Source organism: Planctomycetota bacterium, from assembly GCA_018242585.1.
Classification (GTDB): Bacteria; Planctomycetota; Planctomycetia; order Pirellulales; family PNKZ01; genus JAFEBQ01.
The window spans coordinates 1-18,407 of the sequence record JAFEBQ010000009.1; the positions used below are offsets into that span (position 1 = coordinate 1).

General features: G+C 60.9%; 16 protein-coding genes. 9 read left to right on the forward strand and 7 right to left on the reverse strand.

The annotated features are described in order from the left end of the window. Positions 1-110 precede the first annotated feature (110 nt). Positions 111-446 (forward strand): Hpt domain-containing protein, encoded by a 336-nt coding sequence (locus JSS27_04390; GenBank protein ID MBS0208173.1) that lies wholly within the window; start codon positions 111-113, stop codon positions 444-446. Between the two features lie 39 nt (positions 447-485). Here JSS27_04390 and JSS27_04395 read toward each other — a convergent pair whose 3' ends face one another. Next, on the reverse strand, positions 486-1,952 hold the full coding sequence (locus JSS27_04395) for a sigma-54-dependent Fis family transcriptional regulator (GenBank protein ID MBS0208174.1): 1,467 nt from the start codon (positions 1,950-1,952) through the stop codon (positions 486-488). Between the two features lie 427 nt (positions 1,953-2,379). Between JSS27_04395 and JSS27_04400 the strand changes: the two genes are divergently transcribed. From JSS27_04400 to JSS27_04410, 3 genes are all read left to right on the forward strand, one after another. After that, positions 2,380-4,062 carry a response regulator gene (locus JSS27_04400; GenBank protein ID MBS0208175.1) on the forward strand — a complete coding sequence of 561 codons (1,683 nt, stop codon included), beginning with the start codon at positions 2,380-2,382 and terminating at the stop codon, positions 4,060-4,062. Between the two features lie 315 nt (positions 4,063-4,377). Continuing rightward, entirely contained in the window at positions 4,378-4,575 is a 198-nt protein-coding gene (locus JSS27_04405) for a carbon storage regulator (protein MBS0208176.1), read from the forward strand. Between the two features lie 208 nt (positions 4,576-4,783). After that, the gene (locus tag JSS27_04410) at positions 4,784-5,071 is read left to right on the forward strand and encodes a BON domain-containing protein (GenBank protein MBS0208177.1); all 288 of its coding nucleotides are present in this window, start codon (positions 4,784-4,786) and stop codon (positions 5,069-5,071) included. An 18-nt stretch (positions 5,072-5,089) separates the two neighbouring features. Here JSS27_04410 and JSS27_04415 read toward each other — a convergent pair whose 3' ends face one another. The 3 genes from JSS27_04415 to JSS27_04425 all read right to left on the reverse strand — a co-directional run bounded on the left by JSS27_04415 (position 5,090) and on the right by JSS27_04425 (position 7,309). Beyond that, positions 5,090-6,082, reverse strand: coding sequence for a DUF1571 domain-containing protein (locus JSS27_04415; protein ID MBS0208178.1), 993 nt, complete (start codon positions 6,080-6,082; stop codon positions 5,090-5,092). Positions 6,083-6,245: 163 nt separating this feature from the next. Further along, positions 6,246-6,413: a DUF1328 domain-containing protein gene (locus JSS27_04420; GenBank protein ID MBS0208179.1), complete on the reverse strand. Its 168-nt coding sequence runs from the start codon at positions 6,411-6,413 to the stop codon at positions 6,246-6,248. A gap of 491 nt (positions 6,414-6,904) precedes the next feature. Beyond that, positions 6,905-7,309, reverse strand: coding sequence for a response regulator (locus JSS27_04425; GenBank protein MBS0208180.1), 405 nt, complete (start codon positions 7,307-7,309; stop codon positions 6,905-6,907). 247 nt (positions 7,310-7,556) lie between these two features. On the opposite strand from JSS27_04425, the gene JSS27_04430 reads away from it, so the two are divergent. After that, positions 7,557-8,144: a hypothetical protein gene (locus JSS27_04430; protein ID MBS0208181.1), complete on the forward strand. Its 588-nt coding sequence runs from the start codon at positions 7,557-7,559 to the stop codon at positions 8,142-8,144. 127 nt (positions 8,145-8,271) lie between these two features. Here JSS27_04430 and JSS27_04435 read toward each other — a convergent pair whose 3' ends face one another. Then, positions 8,272-10,749, reverse strand: coding sequence for a TonB-dependent receptor (locus JSS27_04435; GenBank protein MBS0208182.1), 2,478 nt, complete (start codon positions 10,747-10,749; stop codon positions 8,272-8,274). 353 nt (positions 10,750-11,102) lie between these two features. Between JSS27_04435 and JSS27_04440 the strand changes: the two genes are divergently transcribed. The 4 genes from JSS27_04440 to JSS27_04455 all read left to right on the forward strand — a co-directional run bounded on the left by JSS27_04440 (position 11,103) and on the right by JSS27_04455 (position 15,537). Next, complete coding sequence (locus JSS27_04440) at positions 11,103-11,891, forward strand: phytanoyl-CoA dioxygenase family protein (protein MBS0208183.1); 789 nt, start codon at positions 11,103-11,105, stop codon at positions 11,889-11,891. A 28-nt stretch (positions 11,892-11,919) separates the two neighbouring features. Next, positions 11,920-13,221: an MFS transporter gene (locus JSS27_04445; protein ID MBS0208184.1), complete on the forward strand. Its 1,302-nt coding sequence runs from the start codon at positions 11,920-11,922 to the stop codon at positions 13,219-13,221. A 27-nt stretch (positions 13,222-13,248) separates the two neighbouring features. Beyond that, positions 13,249-14,214 (forward strand): VOC family protein, encoded by a 966-nt coding sequence (locus JSS27_04450; GenBank protein MBS0208185.1) that lies wholly within the window; start codon positions 13,249-13,251, stop codon positions 14,212-14,214. 69 nt (positions 14,215-14,283) lie between these two features. Next, the gene (locus JSS27_04455) at positions 14,284-15,537 is read left to right on the forward strand and encodes a PQQ-binding-like beta-propeller repeat protein (GenBank protein ID MBS0208186.1); all 1,254 of its coding nucleotides are present in this window, start codon (positions 14,284-14,286) and stop codon (positions 15,535-15,537) included. Between the two features lie 17 nt (positions 15,538-15,554). Here the strand turns inward: JSS27_04455 and JSS27_04460 are convergent, their stop codons facing one another. Then, complete coding sequence (locus JSS27_04460; protein MBS0208187.1) at positions 15,555-17,039, reverse strand: hypothetical protein; 1,485 nt, start codon at positions 17,037-17,039, stop codon at positions 15,555-15,557. After that, positions 17,036-18,400, reverse strand: a complete 1,365-nt coding sequence (locus JSS27_04465; GenBank protein ID MBS0208188.1) for a DUF1501 domain-containing protein — start codon at positions 18,398-18,400, stop codon at positions 17,036-17,038. Before JSS27_04465 ends, JSS27_04460 begins: the two co-directional genes overlap by 4 nt. Between the last annotated feature and the right edge of the window lie 7 nt (positions 18,401-18,407).

An 18,407-nucleotide genomic window follows, 5' to 3' on the forward strand; every position in this document is an offset into this window, starting at 1 on the left:
ATTTAAGTCAATAACAGGCTCTAGTAATGACGCCGCAACAGGCAAATCAGCAAGAACGTGCGCCGGCGCAAGCCGCCGTGCCACGAGGGCCAGAACCCTTGCTCTTCGATATGAAGAATGCGCTCCGGCGCGTGAATGACAACACGCGACTCATGGCCGAGTTGATCGCGTTTTTCTGTGAAGATTCGCCGGTGCTGCTAACGCGCATCGACGACGCAAAGGCCGTGGGCAACGCGGCCGACGTGGGGCGCGCGGCACACAGTCTGGCAGGCTTGTCGGCCACGTTCGATGGCCATTGCGTGCGCGAGGTGGCGCTCCGCGTGGAGGAATTGGCCGATCAGGACCGTCTGGCCGACGCGACGACCGACATCGAACTGCTCCGCCAAGAAGTCGATCGTCTGTGCGCGGCCTTGAGAGCCTTCCCACTTTCGGCCTCGGCGACCTAGCGGTGTCGTCCGCAGACGCCTTCTCGTAAGCGCGACTGTCTAGACGGCCGCGCCGTTCACCGCGACCGCGTCCTCGATTTGCACGACGTGATCGATGGAAATGCCCAGGGCGTGAATCTTGTTGCGCAAGCTGCCGCGGGTGATGCCCAACATCTGCGCCGCCTTCGACTGGTTGCCGTGTGTAATCGACAAGACGCGCGTGATCAAATACGCCTCCATCATCGCTTGCGTCTCGGCGAACAATTGATGCGAGTTGGCGCGCAGGCGTTCGTCCAAGAAAGCGGCCAGGTCGCGGTTGGGAGACTCACTTGCCGCCGCGCCGCTGACGGGCTTTGGCGAGCCACGCAGCTCACTGGGGAGCGCGTCGGGCATGATCACGGGGCCCGTGGTCTGCAACAGCGCCTTGCGCAGCACGTTTTGCAACTCGCGGACGTTGCCGGGCCAGGCGTAGTGCGTCAGCAGTTCCAGCGCTTCGGCGGAGAAACCATGCACGTCCTTCCCCATTTGGCGCGCGAAGCGCTCGAGAAAATGCTCCAACAGCATCACCAGATCGGCCTCCCGCTCGCGCAGCGGAGGCAACGTGATCGAAAAGTCATTCAATCGATAGAACAAATCAGCGCGGAATTTTTCCTCGCCCACCAGTTGGTCCAGCGAGCGATTCGTGGCGGCGATGATTCGCACATCGCTGTTGATGGTTTCGTTGCCCCCCACGCGTTCAAAATCGTGTTGCTGCAAGACGCGCAGCACCTTGGCCTGGACCATTGGCGACATATCGCCGACTTCGTCCAGGAAAATGGTGCCGCCGTGGCACTGTTCGAACTTGCCAATGCGCCGACGGTCGGCGCCAGTGAAGGCCCCTTTCTCGTGGCCGAACAACTCGCTTTCCAACAATGTCTCAGTCAGCGCGGCGCAATTGACGGCCAGGAATGGCCCCGTGGCGCGCTGGCTGTGATGATAGATGGCCCGGGCGATCAACTCCTTGCCGGTGCCGCTTTCCCCCAAGATCAACACCGTCACGTCTTGCGAGGCGACGCGCCCGACAGCCTTATAGACGTCGAGCATGGCCGGGCTGCGGCCGACAAGCCGCTCGGAACCGTCGTCTTCCATCTCGCCGTTGGGCAGGCCGACGGGAACCTGCATCAATCGCCGGCTATCGAGCGCCTGCTCGACTTGCGCGCGCAGTTTGTTCAGATCAAGCGGCTTGGGGATGTAATCGTGCGCCCCCATCTTCATCGCTTCGATCGCCGTGTCGCTCGAGCCGCTGGCGGTGATGAAGATGATCGGCAGCTTGGCGTCGAAGGCGTGTATCTTTTGAAAGGTTTCCAAGCCCGACTCATTGGGCAGCACGACGTCGAGTAACACGACGTCGATCGGATCCTTTTCAAACAGCGCCAAGCCTTCGGCCGCGGAGGCGGCGGTTTTGACGTTAATATCGGTGTCGCGAAATGCCTCGCGCACCAGATGGACGACCGAACGGTCGTCATCAATGACCATGACATTGGGCATATACCCCTCCCAAGTTGATGGAAGTTGGCGCCAAGCAACCCGCCTTGTTCGTGGACCCGCTTGGGTGACCGTTGCGTCCCGGTCGCCTATAGTTTACGCATTCCCGGGGTCGCGAGCCATGAAGGGGTGCAAAGATTGCGCCAAACTAATCCCCTTCGTGGCGCGAGGTGTAATAATGGCGACTGCTAAGCGCAGGATAACTTTGACGACGCTGGGACGATTTGTCGCAGTGCTACAACCACCGTGAATTGCTCGTCGCGATTGATTTGTTGGTAACTGCCACGAAACCCACGATGGCATTACCACTGCGCAATGTCACTCTCGGGAAAAATCCACGGTCGACATGCGCCAGTTGCGCAAGTGAGTTCACTCAACACTTTCACATGATCTGCTGGCACGAACTGGCGGCGATCGAAGGGGCGTAGTCGTGTTCGAGTTTTTATCTCGGCTGTTCGATACCTCCGATTTTCCAGCGCGCTGGCATTGCGGCGCCTGGACCAGCGGCCATGGCTGGCTCCATATCATTTCCGATCTGGGAGTCTGGGCAGCCTATGTCACCATTCCCTGCGTTTTGGCCTACTTTGCCATTCGCCGCCGCGATCTGCCATTTCGCTCGATCTTTTATCTGTTCATCGCGTTCATTCTCTGCTGCGGCACAACTCATTTGATGGAAGCAATCATCTTCTGGTGGCCGGCCTATCGGCTGGCGGGAGTAATTAAGCTGATCACCGCCTTGGTGTCGTGGGCCACGGTGATCGCGCTGATCCCGACAACTCCCAAAATCCTCGCCTTGCGCAGCCCCCAGGAACTGGAACGCGAGATCGCCGATCGCAAGCGGGCAGAAGAAGAACTGCGCAAGCTGCACGTCGAATTGGAAGCTCGCGTGGCGCAGCGGACGACCGAATTGGCCCGCGCCAACGCCGCGCTGCAGGTCGAAGTGTCCGAGCGGTCCCATGCCGAGGAAGCGCTCAAGGAAGCTGATCGCCGCAAGGATCAATTCTTGGCGATCCTGGCCCACGAGCTCCGCAATCCGCTAGCGCCCATCAGCAACGCGCTGGAACTCTGGCCGCGGGTCGAGCATGACCATGGCCAGATGGAAATGCTCCGCACCATGATCGAGCGCCAGACGCGCCAGATGGTGCGCCTGGTCGACGATCTGCTGGACGTTTCCCGCATTACCCGCGGCAAAATCCAGCTTCGCTTGCAGCCGGTTGACGTGGCCAATATTGTCAACGGCGCGCTCGAAGCGGCCCGACCCTTGATCAACCAATGCGGCCATCAACTGACGGTCTCCTTGCCGGAACAGCCATTGTACATCAATGGCGACGTCGCCCGGCTGCTGCAGGCGTGTGGCAATATCCTCCACAACGCCGCGAAATATACGGGGCGTAACGGCTCGATTTGGGTCTCGGCCCAGCGCGAAGGGGAGCTAGCTGTCATCCGCATTCGGGACAACGGGCCGGGGATTCCGCCCGAAATGCTGGCGAAAGTGTTCGAGATGTTCACCCAGGTCGATCAAACGCTCGATCGCGCGTTCGGCGGCTTGGGCATTGGGCTGACGCTGGCCAAGACGCTGGTCGAAATCCAAGGGGGCAGCGTCGAAGCCCAGAGCGACGGCCCCGGTTGCGGCAGTGAGTTCATTGTCCGCCTGCCCGTCCTCGAACAGCCGGTGCCTGCGACCAGCCATCAAGAAAGCGCCCCCCCTGCCGCCAGCGGCGGCGTCCCATCGCATCGCATCGTGGTGGTGGATGATATTTCGGCTTCGGCCAAGACGCTGGCCATGATGCTCAAGGCGGCTAACCAGGAAGTCGAAGTCTTTGTCGACGGGCCGACGGCCATCGAGGCCATTCGCGCGACCCGGCCTGACATCGTCTTCTTGGACATCGCCATGCCAGGCATGGACGGTTATGAAGTCGCCCGCCGACTGCGGCAAATGACGGAACTGAAAGGACTGGTGATCGTTGCCCTGACGGGATATGGCCAGGACGACGATCGCCGCAAGACCCAGGCCGCCGGCTTTGATTATCACTTGGTCAAGCCAACGAGCATCGACACCCTGGAGCAGTTGCTCTCGTGCATCCCCGCCGGCGATCATCCAACGCGACAGTGACGCCAAATGGCGACGCGCATTGGTCGAACGACGACCAACATGGATTCCCATTTCGCAGCGTCGCCATCGTTAAACAAGGCATTACTAAATTCTCACAATTGCGTCGCAATGACTTTCTCGCCGAGGAATCTTGGACATTTTGTGGCGAATCTCGATGCAAGCCCAGCCGACACCAGGCGATGATTCGCTTTGGCACATAACATGCATGTTCCGCCGGGCAATGTTGCGTGGACCGCAACGATGGTCGATAGCGATTTGGCTAACGACCCGGGGCCTTTTGGATTCGGCTGGGGAATTGATCTCGGAGGAGCCGCGATGTTAGTGCTATCTCGCAGGATCGGTGAGGAGATTGTGATTGACGGTTCGATTGTCATCACCGTATTAGGCTCAGGCCGCGAACGGGTTCGCATCGGCTTGACCGCTCCCCGCTCGGTGCGCATCGATCGTAAAGAGATTCAAGACCGCCGCGAACAGCACGCGCCAGAGGAACTGGCGGTAGCTACCACGGCCTAGGACGGTCTCGGCCAACCAGGCGGCACATCACTCCAAAGACTTACGACACCAAGAGTCTGCGCCGCGGGGGTCGTGCGGTGATGCACGTCGCCGTTGATGGTGTCGCTGGCTTGCTCCGCCAGCGATGCCGGTCGTTTGCCCCTGGCTTTATCCACGGCAGACAAAACTGCTTTGTTTCCTCGAGACACTCAAGCCCCTGGCATTTGAAATGATCCCTCTTTGCAACGCCACTCAGTCGTTCGACGGCGAAGTCACTTTGGCTCAAACCCGCGACGAAATGCTCAAGCAAATCATTCACTGCTCGCTTAGCCAGACAGGCTACACCTATTTCCGCAAACTTGACGTTTCGGTCAGCAGCGGGATCGTCACCCTAGAGGGGTTGGTGCCGAGCTACTACATGAAGCAGAAAGCGCAAGCGGCCGTGCTGGCCGTCGCGGCAGTGGTGGCGTTGAAAAACAATCTGCTGGTCGGCAAGCCGAGCGAGCGGGCGCGTTGAGGCCGGATAGTTGGCGTGTTATTCCGAATCACGCCATTTACGGAAGCCATATGCCTGGTTCGACGTGCTGAAGTCGTCGTCGGTCAGCCCCAGATTGGTCGTCAGCCGCTCGTAGGTATAGTCATCGATTCGTGGTCGCGTGCCGCTGGCCGTGGCGGGCCAGCCGTCGCTTTCGTAGCGGATGGGCAAATTGGTTTCCAGATCGATATAGATCCGGGCCACGTGAAAGGTAAAGTGATCCTGCCGCCATTGATGAGTGATTTCCAGGCAAGCGCAACCTCGCCCGTTGACCGTTTCGCCGGAAACTAACCGAACCGCGCAGTCGTCGTGCCGCAGGTCTTGTTCGCCAACTTCGATCAATTGCTCGATCAATCGCCGGATGCCGACATCGGTGATCGGATGTCCGCAGGCTTGGGCGATCGGGTTGGTGGGTTTGAGTTCGACCACGCCCAAAAGCGATCCCTTCAATCCCGGCGGTCGAGCCAGCAACTTGCCGTTGTGCTGCCCCACCACGTAGAGGCACTCCTGTCCTTTCACGGCAACCGGCGCCAGAAAACGCAAGTAGACGCTGAAGGGCTCATGTCGCACTTTCATTTGAATTCGCTCACACTCGCGTAATCGCCCATGGACGAGTTCGCGCCGCACCAGAATGGCTGAGTAGTCCCTGATCTGCTTGATGTCGGCCAGCTCCGCTCGCGCCCAACGTAGCACCGGATTCAATGGATGCTCACCCGGCCGCTTGCACAACGTCGCGGCGATGCGCGAGTGAGCTCGCGCCGCTTCTGGGCCCAACGCGCCGTTGAGCGCCGTCGACTGGCCGCCAGCCATCACTCGTGGCGCCGGTTCGACCTTGGGTACGTCCGTAAGTGAGACTCCGGGACGATTGGATTCTTGGGCGCGGGCGCTGAACCAGGCTTCGTTCACACCGGCAATCCACGACATCGTTGCTAAACAACCAATGGCGAGCAGCAGTCCCAGCCGCGTGCGACTTAGACACAGAAGACGGTTCATTGTTGCTATTCCTCAACGATGCGCGTGGCTGGCGCACGTAACAAACATTTTTCCCAGCGACTGGCGCCAAGTTCCACGCCGTGGCACCAGCCCGACGGTGTCACTGCGAAATCATGCAGTTCCCGCGCTGGCCGGAACTGGGTATGCGGCCGCACGTTCGCGCCTAGACGATCGGACCTCGTCGTCCCACGAACAGACTCAGGACGAACAAGATCAAGAACAGCACGAATAGAACTTTGGCAATCTCGGCGGCCAGTCCGGCCAGCCCCGCAAAGCCGAAGAAGGCGGCAATAATCGCGATCACCAGAAATGTGAGTGACCAACTTAGCATGATCCGGGTTCCTTTCGCTTCTCAATCGATGACTGAGGACTCAGGGTGCGCGAGCACAAGGCCCCGGTTTGCTAGAAGGCAAAAGGCATGCCACGCGCGCATTCTTTTATCACTCCAACGCACATGCATTCGGCACGGAAGGTGCATCATCTGGTTCTCAGTGAGATCGAGCGAAATGCGTCGAATCACCAACTGATGATGGGAGCGCGAAGCGCGGGGAAAACGCTCCGGCGCTACGCAACCAAGAGGACCACACCTTCGCAATACACCCCTGAGGAAACATCAAAAAAGCGGTTCGCCGTGCTGTCAGGCCGCGCGACATTATGCCCCGGTCGCAAGGCCGAAACGGCACGGCGGCCGCGTTTGTTTTATTGGGCAGGAATGATTTCGCCCGAGCGCGAGTAGCGGGGAAGGACGAGAAGAAACGTCCATCTGGCCCTGGAAGTGGCCGACATTTGTCGCTGGCCTTTGACGGGCCGCACGTCGTTGACCTAGTCGTCAGTGGCCGGGCTCGCGCCGGGCGGGCCGACCAATTCGCGGACCACGCGCACCAGTTCGACGGCATTGACTGGCTTGGCAACCACATGGTCCAGGCCGCAATCAATGGCGGGAAAAACCTTGTCGATCGTGGTATACGCGGTCAACAGAATCCCGTGCATTTTAGGTTGCAACTCGTGCATTTTCTTGAAGACATCGATGCCATTCAGCGTTGGCATCTGATAGTCGAGGATCGCCAGATCGAATGTTTTGCGAGCAGCCAGCTTCAAGGCCACGTCCCCCGAACCGGCCGTGTCGATGTCGTAGCCTGCCATGGAGAGAATGCTTGAGACTGCGGCAATTTGGCCCCGATCATCATCCACCACTAACAGTCGTTGCGCCACCATACCTTCCCCCATCAGGGGCCTCCCGATTCCTCAAAATTTACACGCCCCTCGGAAAGCTCTGAGCAATTTGCATGCCCGGTTCAACGCCATCGGGACGCTCGACAGGTGCTGATTGGGCGACAAAAACTACTTTGGGGGGTCAGCGCTGAGCCGAGACGACTTCAACGCCTTGTCAAAGGTAGCGATGCCGCGTTGTGACGCTGATAGCTGGACACCAACCCTCGGATTGATCTTGCCCCAATCGATTCGAGCGGCTTGAATGGCCCCTCGCAATGGCATCGTCTGGCGTGCCGACGACCGGCTTGGCCGCGACGCTACCACATACTTCAAGGATGAACGTGTCATGAACAATCGATGGTCACGCCTGGCGATGGGTGTCTTGGTGGTAGCGGTGGTGGCGCTGATGTGCGGCCGCGGTTGGGCGATCTACAATGGGCTTGGCCCGTCGAAGGACGAATGGAAGCTGAAATACGACGTCCAGGTCGTTGCTGCAGATAGCGACACGCTGAACGTCGCGTTCACGCTTGTTGACGATGGGCGGCTGAAGCCGATCTATTCGATCGACCTGGTTGCATTTAGTAAGCAGACCGACAGCCAAGGTGGCCGCGCGTACGACGTCAAAGCGCCCGTCGTGTTGAAGCCGACCAACGATGGCAAGCGAGTCGGACACGTGCAAATCCGCAAGGAGTTTGCCGATCGTGCCCTGTTTCGGATTCTTACCCTGACGGTCGACGGCCAGAAACAACAGTATGCGGCCTACTACGACATTCCGCTGAACAAGTTCTTGGGCAAGACCTCGACGCAACCTTCCCTGGCCACCCCGCCCCGATCGAAAGTCACCAAGTAACGATCGGCCGGCGGCAGAGCGCTGGGGCAACGCCGATGATAAGGCCGTTTTGCTTGTGCGGCGCACATTCGCTGGTTCCAAGCCGCTTTGGTACGCGCCGATGCCAAACGAGGCACGGCGATCGCGATTAGAACGTCGCTCCCAGGCTGATACGGACATTCGACGGCATACCTTGGATCACCTGGTACTGGTTGATCGAGCTGACGGCGTAGTTAACATTGAAGATGTTGTCCCACACCAGGCCGCCACTCCACCGCCCTTGGTTGTAATAGACGCCGCTTTGCCAGGTGTTATACGATGGCAGGATGAGCGGCGAAGCATAGTCGCCGACGCGCTGTCCGACGTAAATGGTCCCCACGGCCAGGCCGACCGTGCGGTACTGGTTTTGCAGCAGGTTGTAGCGAGCCCACACGCTGCCAGTCCAATGCGGCACGCCACGGACGCGCGTTTGATCGATGGGCGTGCTCGAACCGGTCGCCGCTTGGGCTACACCGAACAGCAGGCTGTCATTGTAGCCAAAGTTGCTGATCGTGCTTAGCCGGCGGGTGAATTGCCCGGTCAGGTTGGTTTCCACACCTTGGCTGGTTTCCAAGCCGGCCTGCGACAGGACCGGCGTGGCGCCAATTACGGACTCGACATTCACGTTCTGTTGGCGCATGTAGTAGCCCGAAGTGGTCATCATCAGGTTATCGGTCAGCCTTTGCTTGACGCCACCTTCCCAAATGTCGCCGTATTGCGGCAGGAGGACCGTGGAGGACAGATTCGCCACGCCTACGCTGGGCGTAAACGAGCGTGCATAGGTCCAGTAAAGCGACGTTTCGTCGGGAACCAGGTCGTAGGTCATACCCACGCGAGGAGCATAGTTATAAAAGGCGTTTTGCGTGTAAATGTCGCCAGTGGCGAAAACCGGACCAACGCCGTTGATGTTGAACGTGTTGCTCCGCGAATAGGTTTGTTGCAGGTAATCGAAGCGACCGCCCACGAGCAAGTGCAACCGCGGCGTGAGGTCGATGATGTCCTGAAAAAACACGCCATAGCGGTTCTGGCGAAAGGCCGGGTTGTCGAACACGTTGCTGCCTGAGAATGGCGCTGCCGGTCCCAACGGAAACGAACTGCCACTGGCGAAGTTGGCCGCGCCAAATGAGCTGCCGGCGCCGAATGTCCCCGAGGTCGAAGTAAACGTGTCGTGATTGGTGATGAACCAGTCTTGCTCGGAGCCGAATACCGCCCGGTGGCGGAACACCGGACCTTCCACGTCGCCGGCCAAGGTTTCGAGAATGTCGTGGTTCTGCTCGTTGAACGGATTGGCCACCGTCTGATCGCGCCCCATGATCGGACTGGAGATGAGGCCGGCGCCATTTAGCGTGCCGTTGTCCGGGACCGTCGTCACCGACGGCGTGTTGTACCAGAGCGACATCTCGCCAACGCGGGCGGTCCAGTTATCGTTGATTTGGTGTTCCAACGTCAGCGTGGTGCGGTAGCTGGTGTAATCGGCAACGTCGCCATTCGGATCGCCGGTAAACGTGTTGCGCGAGATCGCAAATGGGTCGCCGTTGATGGCCGGCACGCCTTGGTACATGCGGAACCGGTCTTTTTGATATTCACCCGACCAGGTCAGGCTGGTGTCGTCACTGATCAGCCACGTGACGGTCGGAGCGATGAACGTGCGTTCGTTGAACACCGTGGCTACGTTGCTGTTGCCGTTCTGGTACGCGCCGTTGATGCGGAACAACAACGAGCCGTCACGACGCAAACCGTTGTTGACGTCGAACGTATAGCGCTGCAGGCCATAGCTGCCCGTCATAAAGCCAGCACGCGCGAACGGGTCGACCTGCGCCTTCTTGGTGACGACGTTAAACGTACCCGTGGGCTGCGCCGAGCCATACAACGTCGACGAGGGGCCCTTCAGCACGTCAATCCGCTCGATATTCGCCGGATCGCGCGGCATGTACGTGGGGTCAAGGTAGCCGTCCTTGCGCCAGTTCTGCGACGTGACTTCAAAGCCGCGGACAAAGAACTGGTCGGAGCGAATCACGCCGTCGCCGCCAAACGACTTGACCGCGCTCGGAATGTTGCGGATCACGTCATCCATGTACAACACATTCTGATCCCGGATCACGTCACCGGTAATCGTGTTGATCGAGCCCGGGAACGTCATCTGGGGCACGTCCATGAACGTGCCGACCGTCGAACTTTGCGCGTTGTACCCGCGCACCGGAGGGCTGGCGAAGACTGTCCCTTGTAATATCGAAGGGATGTTCATCCGATCGGCGTTGGCATAGTTGCCCGGCGCCGGCGGTTGGGCGGTAATATCAACGTCCGGTAGCGTCGGAACTCGCGGGGTGGCGGGCGCTGGCGTCGCGGGGGCCGGCGTCGCCGGAGAGGGTGTGCCAGGGGCCTGGACAAGCTTGACCACTTGAGGGCGCACGGCGGGCGTGTTGGCCTCTTCAACGGCGAACGCTGGAACGTCGGATGGCGGGACAGGCATGGCCGGCCCATTGGCCGACACGGGCAAAATGCGCTCGGCGCGAACCTCGAGCGGAACCCCACACAGACAGAGCCAACCGCACAATCCGAACAGGCTTCCACGTCCCAAACGCTTCATCATTAGTCCCTTCCGTGGTGCGCGCGAACCTATTGGTGACCACGAACGCTTGTGTTCATCGTCGCGCTTCGATGGGTCGGGCAACGGAAACATTCTGCCGTTCATCAAATTGACAAACGCCTGTTGTGTGCTGCCCCCTACAGCCCACACCGCCACCACGGTTTAACCTCCGGCTCTGCCGTAAATACCGTCCGCTCGGCGCTTGCTGCCTGTGCTGGCGCGACAATCCAAAGACACAATCCAGCAAGGGCTTAGCATTACCAGGCCTAGACTGGTTTCCCTTGCGTCCAAAGTGGTTTACGATATTCTCACGTTCGTATGATTGGTCGTATCAAGCACTTGCGAGTGACGCCGTGTCATCGACTTTGGAAACGCCCACCCCGCTCAGCAACGAACAATTGGCGCGCTATCGGGAAGACGGCTTTTTGATTTTGCGGAACGTGTTCTCCGCGGATGAAATGGCCGCGCTCGAGGCCGAAGCCAGCGCCCTCTGGTGGCGGCAGGATCTGGTCGACAAGGACAACATCCGCTGCCGCTGGAAAGATCACGTCGCGACCGGCGAATGCACCTTCGAGTGCTTCGATCCGGTCATCGACATCAGCCCCGTCTGCGAGCGGTTCGCCCGCGATCCGCGCGTCTTGCGCCCGTTGCAAGCGATCTATGGCTCGCCGGCGCACTTGTTCAAAGACAAGCTGATCTTCAAGCCGCCGGGAACCCTGGGCTACAACATGCACCAGGACTACATTGGCTGGGCAAACTTCCCCGAGTCATTCATCACGGTGTTGATCGCCATCGATCCGGCTGACGACGACAACGGCGCCACCGAAGTCTTCCCGGGTTATCATCGTCAGGGATACTTGTCGCCGAAGGACGGCATGTACCACGACCTGCCCGAGTCGGCGGTCGATCTGTCGCGCGGGGTCCGCTTGGACCTGCAGCCGGGGGACATCGCCCTGTTCGGCGCCTTCACGCCGCACCGTTCGGCGCCGAACCAGAGCGACCGCTGGCGGCGTCAGCTCTATCTGAGCTATAGCGCCGACCACGAAGGGGGCGACCAGCGCGACGCGCACTACCGCGAATTCCACGCCTGGCTCGTCGAGCGTTACGCCGAGTACGGCAAACTCGGCGTCTTCTTCAAGTAATGGTGCGGGGCAAGGGATTGGTCAATCGATGAGTAACGCGGAGTCGTCACCACCTGAGTCAACCGAGCGCGCCGGCCAGCCGTCGAACTACGGCTGGCTATTGTTGCCGCTGGCGTCGTTGGCCATGGTCGGCACGCTGCCCGGTCGGACCCACGGCCTGGGGCTGATTAACACGCCCCTGATGGAAGACCTCGGTATTTCAGTTACGACCATGGGGGATATCAACCTGTGGGCCACGTTGATCGGCGCGCTGTTCTGCCTGCCGTGCGGCTGGATGATCGACCGCTGGGGACTGCGGCTGTCGTCGACGGTGGTGATTCTTTCACTGGCTGCCGTCGTGATGGGAATGACGTATGTCACCACCGCGCCGCAACTGTTCGTGGCGGTCACGCTGACGCGCGGCTTTGGTCAAAGCATGCTCTCGCTGGTCAGCCTGGCCATCGTCGGCAAATGGTTCGGCGAGCGGAAGCTCGGCCTGGCGATGGGACTTTACTCGGTGTTGATGAGCATCGGCTTCGCCGGCGCGTTCCAAGGGGTGGGAACGCTGACCACGAACGAGGGCTGGCGTTACTCGTGGTGGATCGTCGGACTTGTTTTGGCGTTGGGACTGGCGCCATTAGCGGCCTTGCTGGCGCGAGACCCGCGGCCCGGCGCATCTGGCAAATCGTCACAAGCTCCGTCGACCTCGATGGGCGCGACGTTTGCCCAAGCGCTGACGACCCCTTGTTTCTGGGTGTTTGCCGTTAGCAGTTCGTTCTTCTTGGTCATCAGTTCGGGCATTTCGCTCTATAACCAGGCGATTCTGGCCGAGCGAGGATTCTCGCGTGAGACGTTTTTGGATATTGCCTCGTGGAGCTTTCTGATCGGCATGGCGGCCAACCTCGCTGGTGGCGGCGTGGCCCGGTTCTTTTCACTGCGCTGGCAATTGGTGCTGGCCATGACGCTGATCGCGGGCTCGCTGGTGGCATTTCCGTACGTTGACACGTACGCTGAGTTATACGTTTACACGGCGATCATGGCGGCCGCCGGTGGGCTGATGACCGTCGGTTTCTTCATGGTCTGGTCCCAAGCCTTCGGCCAGCGCGAACTGGGCAAGATTCAGGGGGCCGCCCAGAAAATGACCGTGCTCGCCTCGGCCGTCGGTCCGCGCATTTTGGCCGAAGCGCACGACAGAACTGGCTCGTTCCTGAATGTGTATCCTTACCTGGCGGCGGTTGCGGCATTGCTGGCCCTGGCGGCCGCGTTCACACCCTTGGCACGACTGGCCGACGGCAATCCATCCCCCGCTGAACTGACACCCGCGGCCCCATCGCCGGAAGCCTCGACTTGATCCAAGCGTTACCACGAAAGGTTCCCCATGTCTGTCGTTGACGCGACGCGCGACGTCGCCAATCCCAACACCGCCGAGACGCTGGTACGTTTTCATCTGTCGCTGAACGTGGCCGAGTTGGCCCGCTCGGTGGCGTTTTATCGGCAACTGTTAGGGGTCGAGCCGGCCAAGCTGCACGACGACTATGCCAAGTTCGAGCTGGCCGAGCCGCCGCTGGTCTTGTCGCTGATCCCGCACGGCCATGCGGGGGGCGGCGCGCTGAACCACGTGGGCATCCGCCTGGCCGACGCCAAACGGCTGGTCCAGGTGCAAGCCCGGCTCGAAACCGCCGGCTACCGAACCGAGCGCGAGGAAGGGGTCGAATGTTGCTACGCTAAGCAGACCAAGTTCTGGGCCGCCGACCCTGACGGCACGCTGTGGGAACTGTACATTCTGCACGAAGACATCGATCATTGCGGCGATGCCCAGACCACCGAACAGGCGATCATCAACGTGTCGACGACTGCCACGTCGAGTCAACCCCAGACGCCGGTGGCCGCCCCGACGAAATGCGAGTGGCGGCATTTGCTCTCGCAACCGCTTCCCGCGCGGATTCCGCACGACGACGCCAGCCTGGATGACATTTACCTACAAGGAACATTCAACCTCCGCGTCGATGCCGCGGCGCTCGACAAGTTCCTGCACGACGCCTGGCGAGCGTTGAAGCCGGGCGGGCGAGTGAGCGTGCATAGCCTGACGGCCGATCGGACATTCGACGGGACGCCAGCGTTGCCCGGCCCGGCCGCTCTGGTGCAATACGTGCCGACGCTTAGCGCGGTGATCGAAGCGCTGGGCAAAGCGGGCTTGGCCGGCGTCGAGTTTCAGAAAGTGGGCAAGTCGGCCTGCTTCACGGTCGACGGCGTCGAGATGCGCGAGTTGCAACTGACCGCGCGACGTCCGGACCCGAACGGCAAGAAGTTGTCAGCCTCGGCCTGTCACGGCGTGAATCACTAACGGCCAGACGCGACTACTCAGCTTGGCTAACACGTCGTCGCACCCTGCAAGCGGAAAGGAACAGCGAGCGTGTCGAAAATAATCGTGGCGATCGCGTTGCTGACATTGGCCGGGCCAGTCTGGGCCGCCGATTGGCCCCATCGGTTCGGTCCCTACCGGAATAATACGACACCCGAGAGCGTTGCGCCGTGGGCCGAGTCGTTGTCGGAAGCGTGGCGGCTCGACTTGGGCGAGGGGTACAGTTCTCCCACGGTGGCCGACGACCGGCTGTTCATCCACGCCAAGGTCAAAGACAAGAACGAAGAAGAGGTGCTGGCCTTCGACTCCGCGACGGGCAAGCAACTGTGGCGAGTCAGCTATGAACACAAGCCCTTCGAGAGCAACGTCGGCAACGGCCCGCGCACCGCGCCGACGATCGTCCGCGGCCGCGTCTACACGCTGGGCATCACGGGCGTATTGACATGCCTGGACGCGGCGACTGGCAAACAGTTCTGGCAAACGAACCTGCTCGACCAGTTCCAAGCGCCGATCATGAACTTCGGCACGTCGTCGGGGCCGTTGATCGAAGGGAACCGGCTCTACCTGGCGGCCGGTGGCGCTGGTTCATGCTTGGTCGCGCTCGACTTGGAGACGGGCAGCGTCGTCTGGAAAGGGCTCAGCGAGCCGCCAACCAGCGTCACGCCGATCATGTTTGCCCCCAAGATCGCTGGTCGCGGCGTGGTCCGGCACATCATTTACACGTCGACGCGCGGATTGATCGGCGTCAACCCACAGGACGGCCACGTGTTGTGGGAGTTTCCGCTGGCCGACTTGGCCATTGGCACCCTGCCGCCGCCGACCGTCGTGGGCGATACCGTCGTCGCGTGTTCGATGTTCACCGGTACGTTCGCGTTTCAGTTAGAGGACGTCAACGGCAAGCTCCAGCCGAAGGAAGTCTGGCGCAATCCCAAGCTGACAACCTATTTCACCCAGAATGTTACCGGTCCCGACGACAAGTTGTTCGCCATCAACGCCACGCTGATTCCCCAGGCTGAAATCGCATTGGCTTGCGTCGATATCAAGACGGGCAAGTTCCTGTGGCAGAAGCCGAAGATCGGACTCTATCAACTGAACATGGTCCGGCTGGGAGACGATCGACTATTGATGCTGGACGATACTCACGGCGATTTGATTTTGCTCGACACGCGCGCCGACGAGTATCGCGAGTTGGCCCGCGGCAAAGTCTGTCGACCGACGATCATCAGCTTTGCCGTCTCGAACGGCCGGCTTTACACCCGCGATGACCGGGGCGTGAATTGCCACGTCTTGCCCAGCGCCAAGTAGCGGGGAGCGTGGCGGCGTTACTTGCCGCGAGCTTCCGTGGCCGAAATCAAGCCATCGCTGTCGCCATCGAGGCGGCGAAAGGCGTCGGCTGGCCCCAAGAATTCGCGATCCGAAACATCGCCATCCCCATTGCGGTCCATCTTCTGGAACCAGGTCGGCCCGGCGGCCGTTGCACCTTTCGCCGCAGATTGTGAGGCAACCGCTTGGTGCGGACCAAGGCTCCAGGTCAACTCACAGGCGCGCGGCAACTCGGACCATTCCAACCGTTGATCTTGATTCACATCCCAGGGACTCAACGCGCCCCAACCGTGGCTGAGTTCGCGGGCCGTTAACTGGCCATCCGCGTCGACATCGAGCGTCTCGAAGAGTGGCACGCCCGACTGTCGGACACCGAGCACGACGCGCAGCCCGGCGCCGTCGCGCAGCAATGTTAGCCAGGACTCCAAATTCTTGAGATGCAAGCCTTGCCGATCGCCCCCGGTGACCAACAAGCCCAGATTGTCGCACGCTTGCCGAGCGCTGGATCGTTCCAACTCGGCGCGATCGAGCACTTGATCGCGGCTCACGTCGGCTTCGTCGAACTGTTGTAGCAGCGACTCGCGGGCAAACACAAACCCGTCGGCCCCCTGCCCTGCCGTTACCTGCAATGAAAGCAAAGAGGCCGGCCGCAAGGGAAGCGTCATCGTCATGCGGCGCCTTGAGCGACGACCGCGTGAAATGATTTCGCCCGCCACGGCCGGTGTTGACTTGCCGGCGCTCGAACCGAGGAGGTTGATCTCCAGGCGCTCGGTGACCGACTCGGGTAATCTTTCCTTGTTGGATGACAGGCTCGCGACGCTAAGCACGGGGCGAGTGTTCGGCGGAGAAGGCGGCTTTTCGCTCACTTGTTGCGCCGCGTTGTCCACCTGCTCGATTTCATCGCGCGAAAGCCATTCGTCGCGATTCAGGTCATATTGGTCCAGCGTTTGCCGCCAATGCGTCAGCGTGGCCGGCGTGACTGCCTGGCCCGACTCCGCCAGCCGGGTGAATAAACCTCGCAATGCCGGCTCGCTCAAGTTGCTTCGATCGGTCAGCGACTTCAACTCGGGAAGCGCGATCCCTTGCCCAAGATAGTACCGTGTCAATTGGTCCACATCGATTCCGGCCGAAGGCGACTTCTCCTTGAGTAGATCGGTCGATTTGACGAACTCCACCACTAGGTTGTCGAAGTCGCCGCGGAGCAACGTGGTCAACGTCGCCATGTTCGGAATGCGTTCCAACTCCTGGCCGGTCAACAAGCCGTCACGGTTGCGATCGAGCAGCGTAAACAGCCGGCCACACCAGTCGCTCCACCGGGCCTCGAAGGGGTCACCGCCGTAGCGCGCGGAGACGTCCAGCGCGATCGGGCCACCGGCGGTCTGAATCGTGACTTGATAATCAGCCGCAAGTTCGGCCTGGGCTGCGGAGCACCACGCGACGCCCACAAATCCGAATACAAGACGGAATAGCGCCTGGCGCATCATCGCACCAAGCCTGTCAGTGGCTGGGCGTCGTAATCGACCAGATGAATCGGACGCCCCGCGTTCGATGGGTTGGTTTTGTGCGGGTCGATGTCAAGCGCCTGGCACACCGTAGCCAGCAACTCCGAAATCGCGCACGGTCGATCGGTGACGGTTGTGCCATCGTCGCTCGTTCGGCCGACGACCTGACCTCCCTGGATCGCGCCGCCCCCCAGGACCGCGCTCCACGCCAACGGGAAATGATCGCGACCGGCGGTGCCGTTGATCTTCGGCGTGCGGCCGAACTCGCCCATCCAGACGACCAGCGTCGAGTCGAGCAGCCCATGGTCTTGCAAGTCGCGCATCAAAGTCGACCACGCCGGATCAAGCACGCCGCACAAGCGTTGCACGGTGTCAAAGTTGCCAACGTGGGTGTCCCAACCCATGCCACCGCTGTTCACGCCGCCGAGCGAGACTTCGACAAACGGCACGCCGCGCTCGATCAGCCGCCGCGCCAGCAAGCAGCCCTGACCGAACAAGGTGCGACCATAGGCGTCGCGCAGCTTTTCGGGCTCTTGTTCCAGGTCGAACGCGCTGGCCGCCGCGCTGTCCATTAGCCGAACCGCGCGCTCGTACGCGGCCTGGTGACTTTGGCCAGGGATGTCGGGATGGCCCGCGACGAACGAAGCTTCCATGCCGCGCCACAAGTCAAGTCGGCTCAACTGTCGGCGGGCGGCGATGGCCCGCCCAGGGACCAGGTCGGCCACGCGCAAGGCCGATTGGTACGAGTCGGCGGCTTGCTGTTGTGCCAGGGCGGGGGTCACATCGCCGACGATGAACGGCGCGTAACTCGGCCCCAAGAAGCCCGAGTTGTAGGCGGCCAAATTCGTGGCACGGTAAGGGGCCACACTGACAAAGTTCGGCAGCGCCGCCGTCGGGTTGCCCAGTTCCTTGGCCATCACCGAGCCGAACGCCGGATACTGAATCGCCGCCTCGGGGGCCCGGCCGGTGCGAACCAGGTACGACGCGCGACCGTGATCGGCCTCTTTGCCCGTCATCGAGCGCACGAGGGCCAGCCGGTCGGACCATCGGGCAAGTTGCGGCAGATGCTCGCCGATCTGCATGCCGGGAGTCTTGGTGGCGATCGGCTTGAACGGGCCACCATTCTCGTGATTGGGCTTGGGATCGAACGTGTCGATCTGGCTGGGACCGCCGTTCATCCACAGCAAGATGCACGATTTAGTTCGCCGCGTATCCGTCGCGGCCCGGGCCGCCAGCGCGCCAAGCCAGCCTGACATCGACCCACCCAGAGCGCCCAACGTCGACATGCGCAGCCAATCGCGGCGTGACAAAACCGGCAGCGAACTTTTTGGCCATTGATTCATCGATTGC

Coding starts and splice junctions, on each gene's coding strand:
- JSS27_04390 (MBS0208173.1), top strand. CDS start 111: ATGAAGAATGCGCTCCGGCGCGTGAATGACAACACGCGACTCATGGCC.
- JSS27_04395 (MBS0208174.1), bottom strand. CDS start 1,952: ATGCCCAATGTCATGGTCATTGATGACGACCGTTCGGTCGTCCATCTG.
- JSS27_04405 (MBS0208176.1), top strand. CDS start 4,378: ATGTTAGTGCTATCTCGCAGGATCGGTGAGGAGATTGTGATTGACGGT.
- JSS27_04410 (MBS0208177.1), top strand. CDS start 4,784: ATGATCCCTCTTTGCAACGCCACTCAGTCGTTCGACGGCGAAGTCACT.
- JSS27_04415 (MBS0208178.1), bottom strand. CDS start 6,082: ATGAACCGTCTTCTGTGTCTAAGTCGCACGCGGCTGGGACTGCTGCTC.
- JSS27_04420 (MBS0208179.1), bottom strand. CDS start 6,413: ATGCTAAGTTGGTCACTCACATTTCTGGTGATCGCGATTATTGCCGCC.
- JSS27_04425 (MBS0208180.1), bottom strand. CDS start 7,309: ATGGGGGAAGGTATGGTGGCGCAACGACTGTTAGTGGTGGATGATGAT.
- JSS27_04430 (MBS0208181.1), top strand. CDS start 7,557: ATGGCCCCTCGCAATGGCATCGTCTGGCGTGCCGACGACCGGCTTGGC.
- JSS27_04435 (MBS0208182.1), bottom strand. CDS start 10,749: ATGAAGCGTTTGGGACGTGGAAGCCTGTTCGGATTGTGCGGTTGGCTC.
- JSS27_04445 (MBS0208184.1), top strand. CDS start 11,920: ATGAGTAACGCGGAGTCGTCACCACCTGAGTCAACCGAGCGCGCCGGC.
- JSS27_04450 (MBS0208185.1), top strand. CDS start 13,249: ATGTCTGTCGTTGACGCGACGCGCGACGTCGCCAATCCCAACACCGCC.
- JSS27_04460 (MBS0208187.1), bottom strand. CDS start 17,039: ATGATGCGCCAGGCGCTATTCCGTCTTGTATTCGGATTTGTGGGCGTC.
- JSS27_04465 (MBS0208188.1), bottom strand. CDS start 18,400: ATGAATCAATGGCCAAAAAGTTCGCTGCCGGTTTTGTCACGCCGCGAT.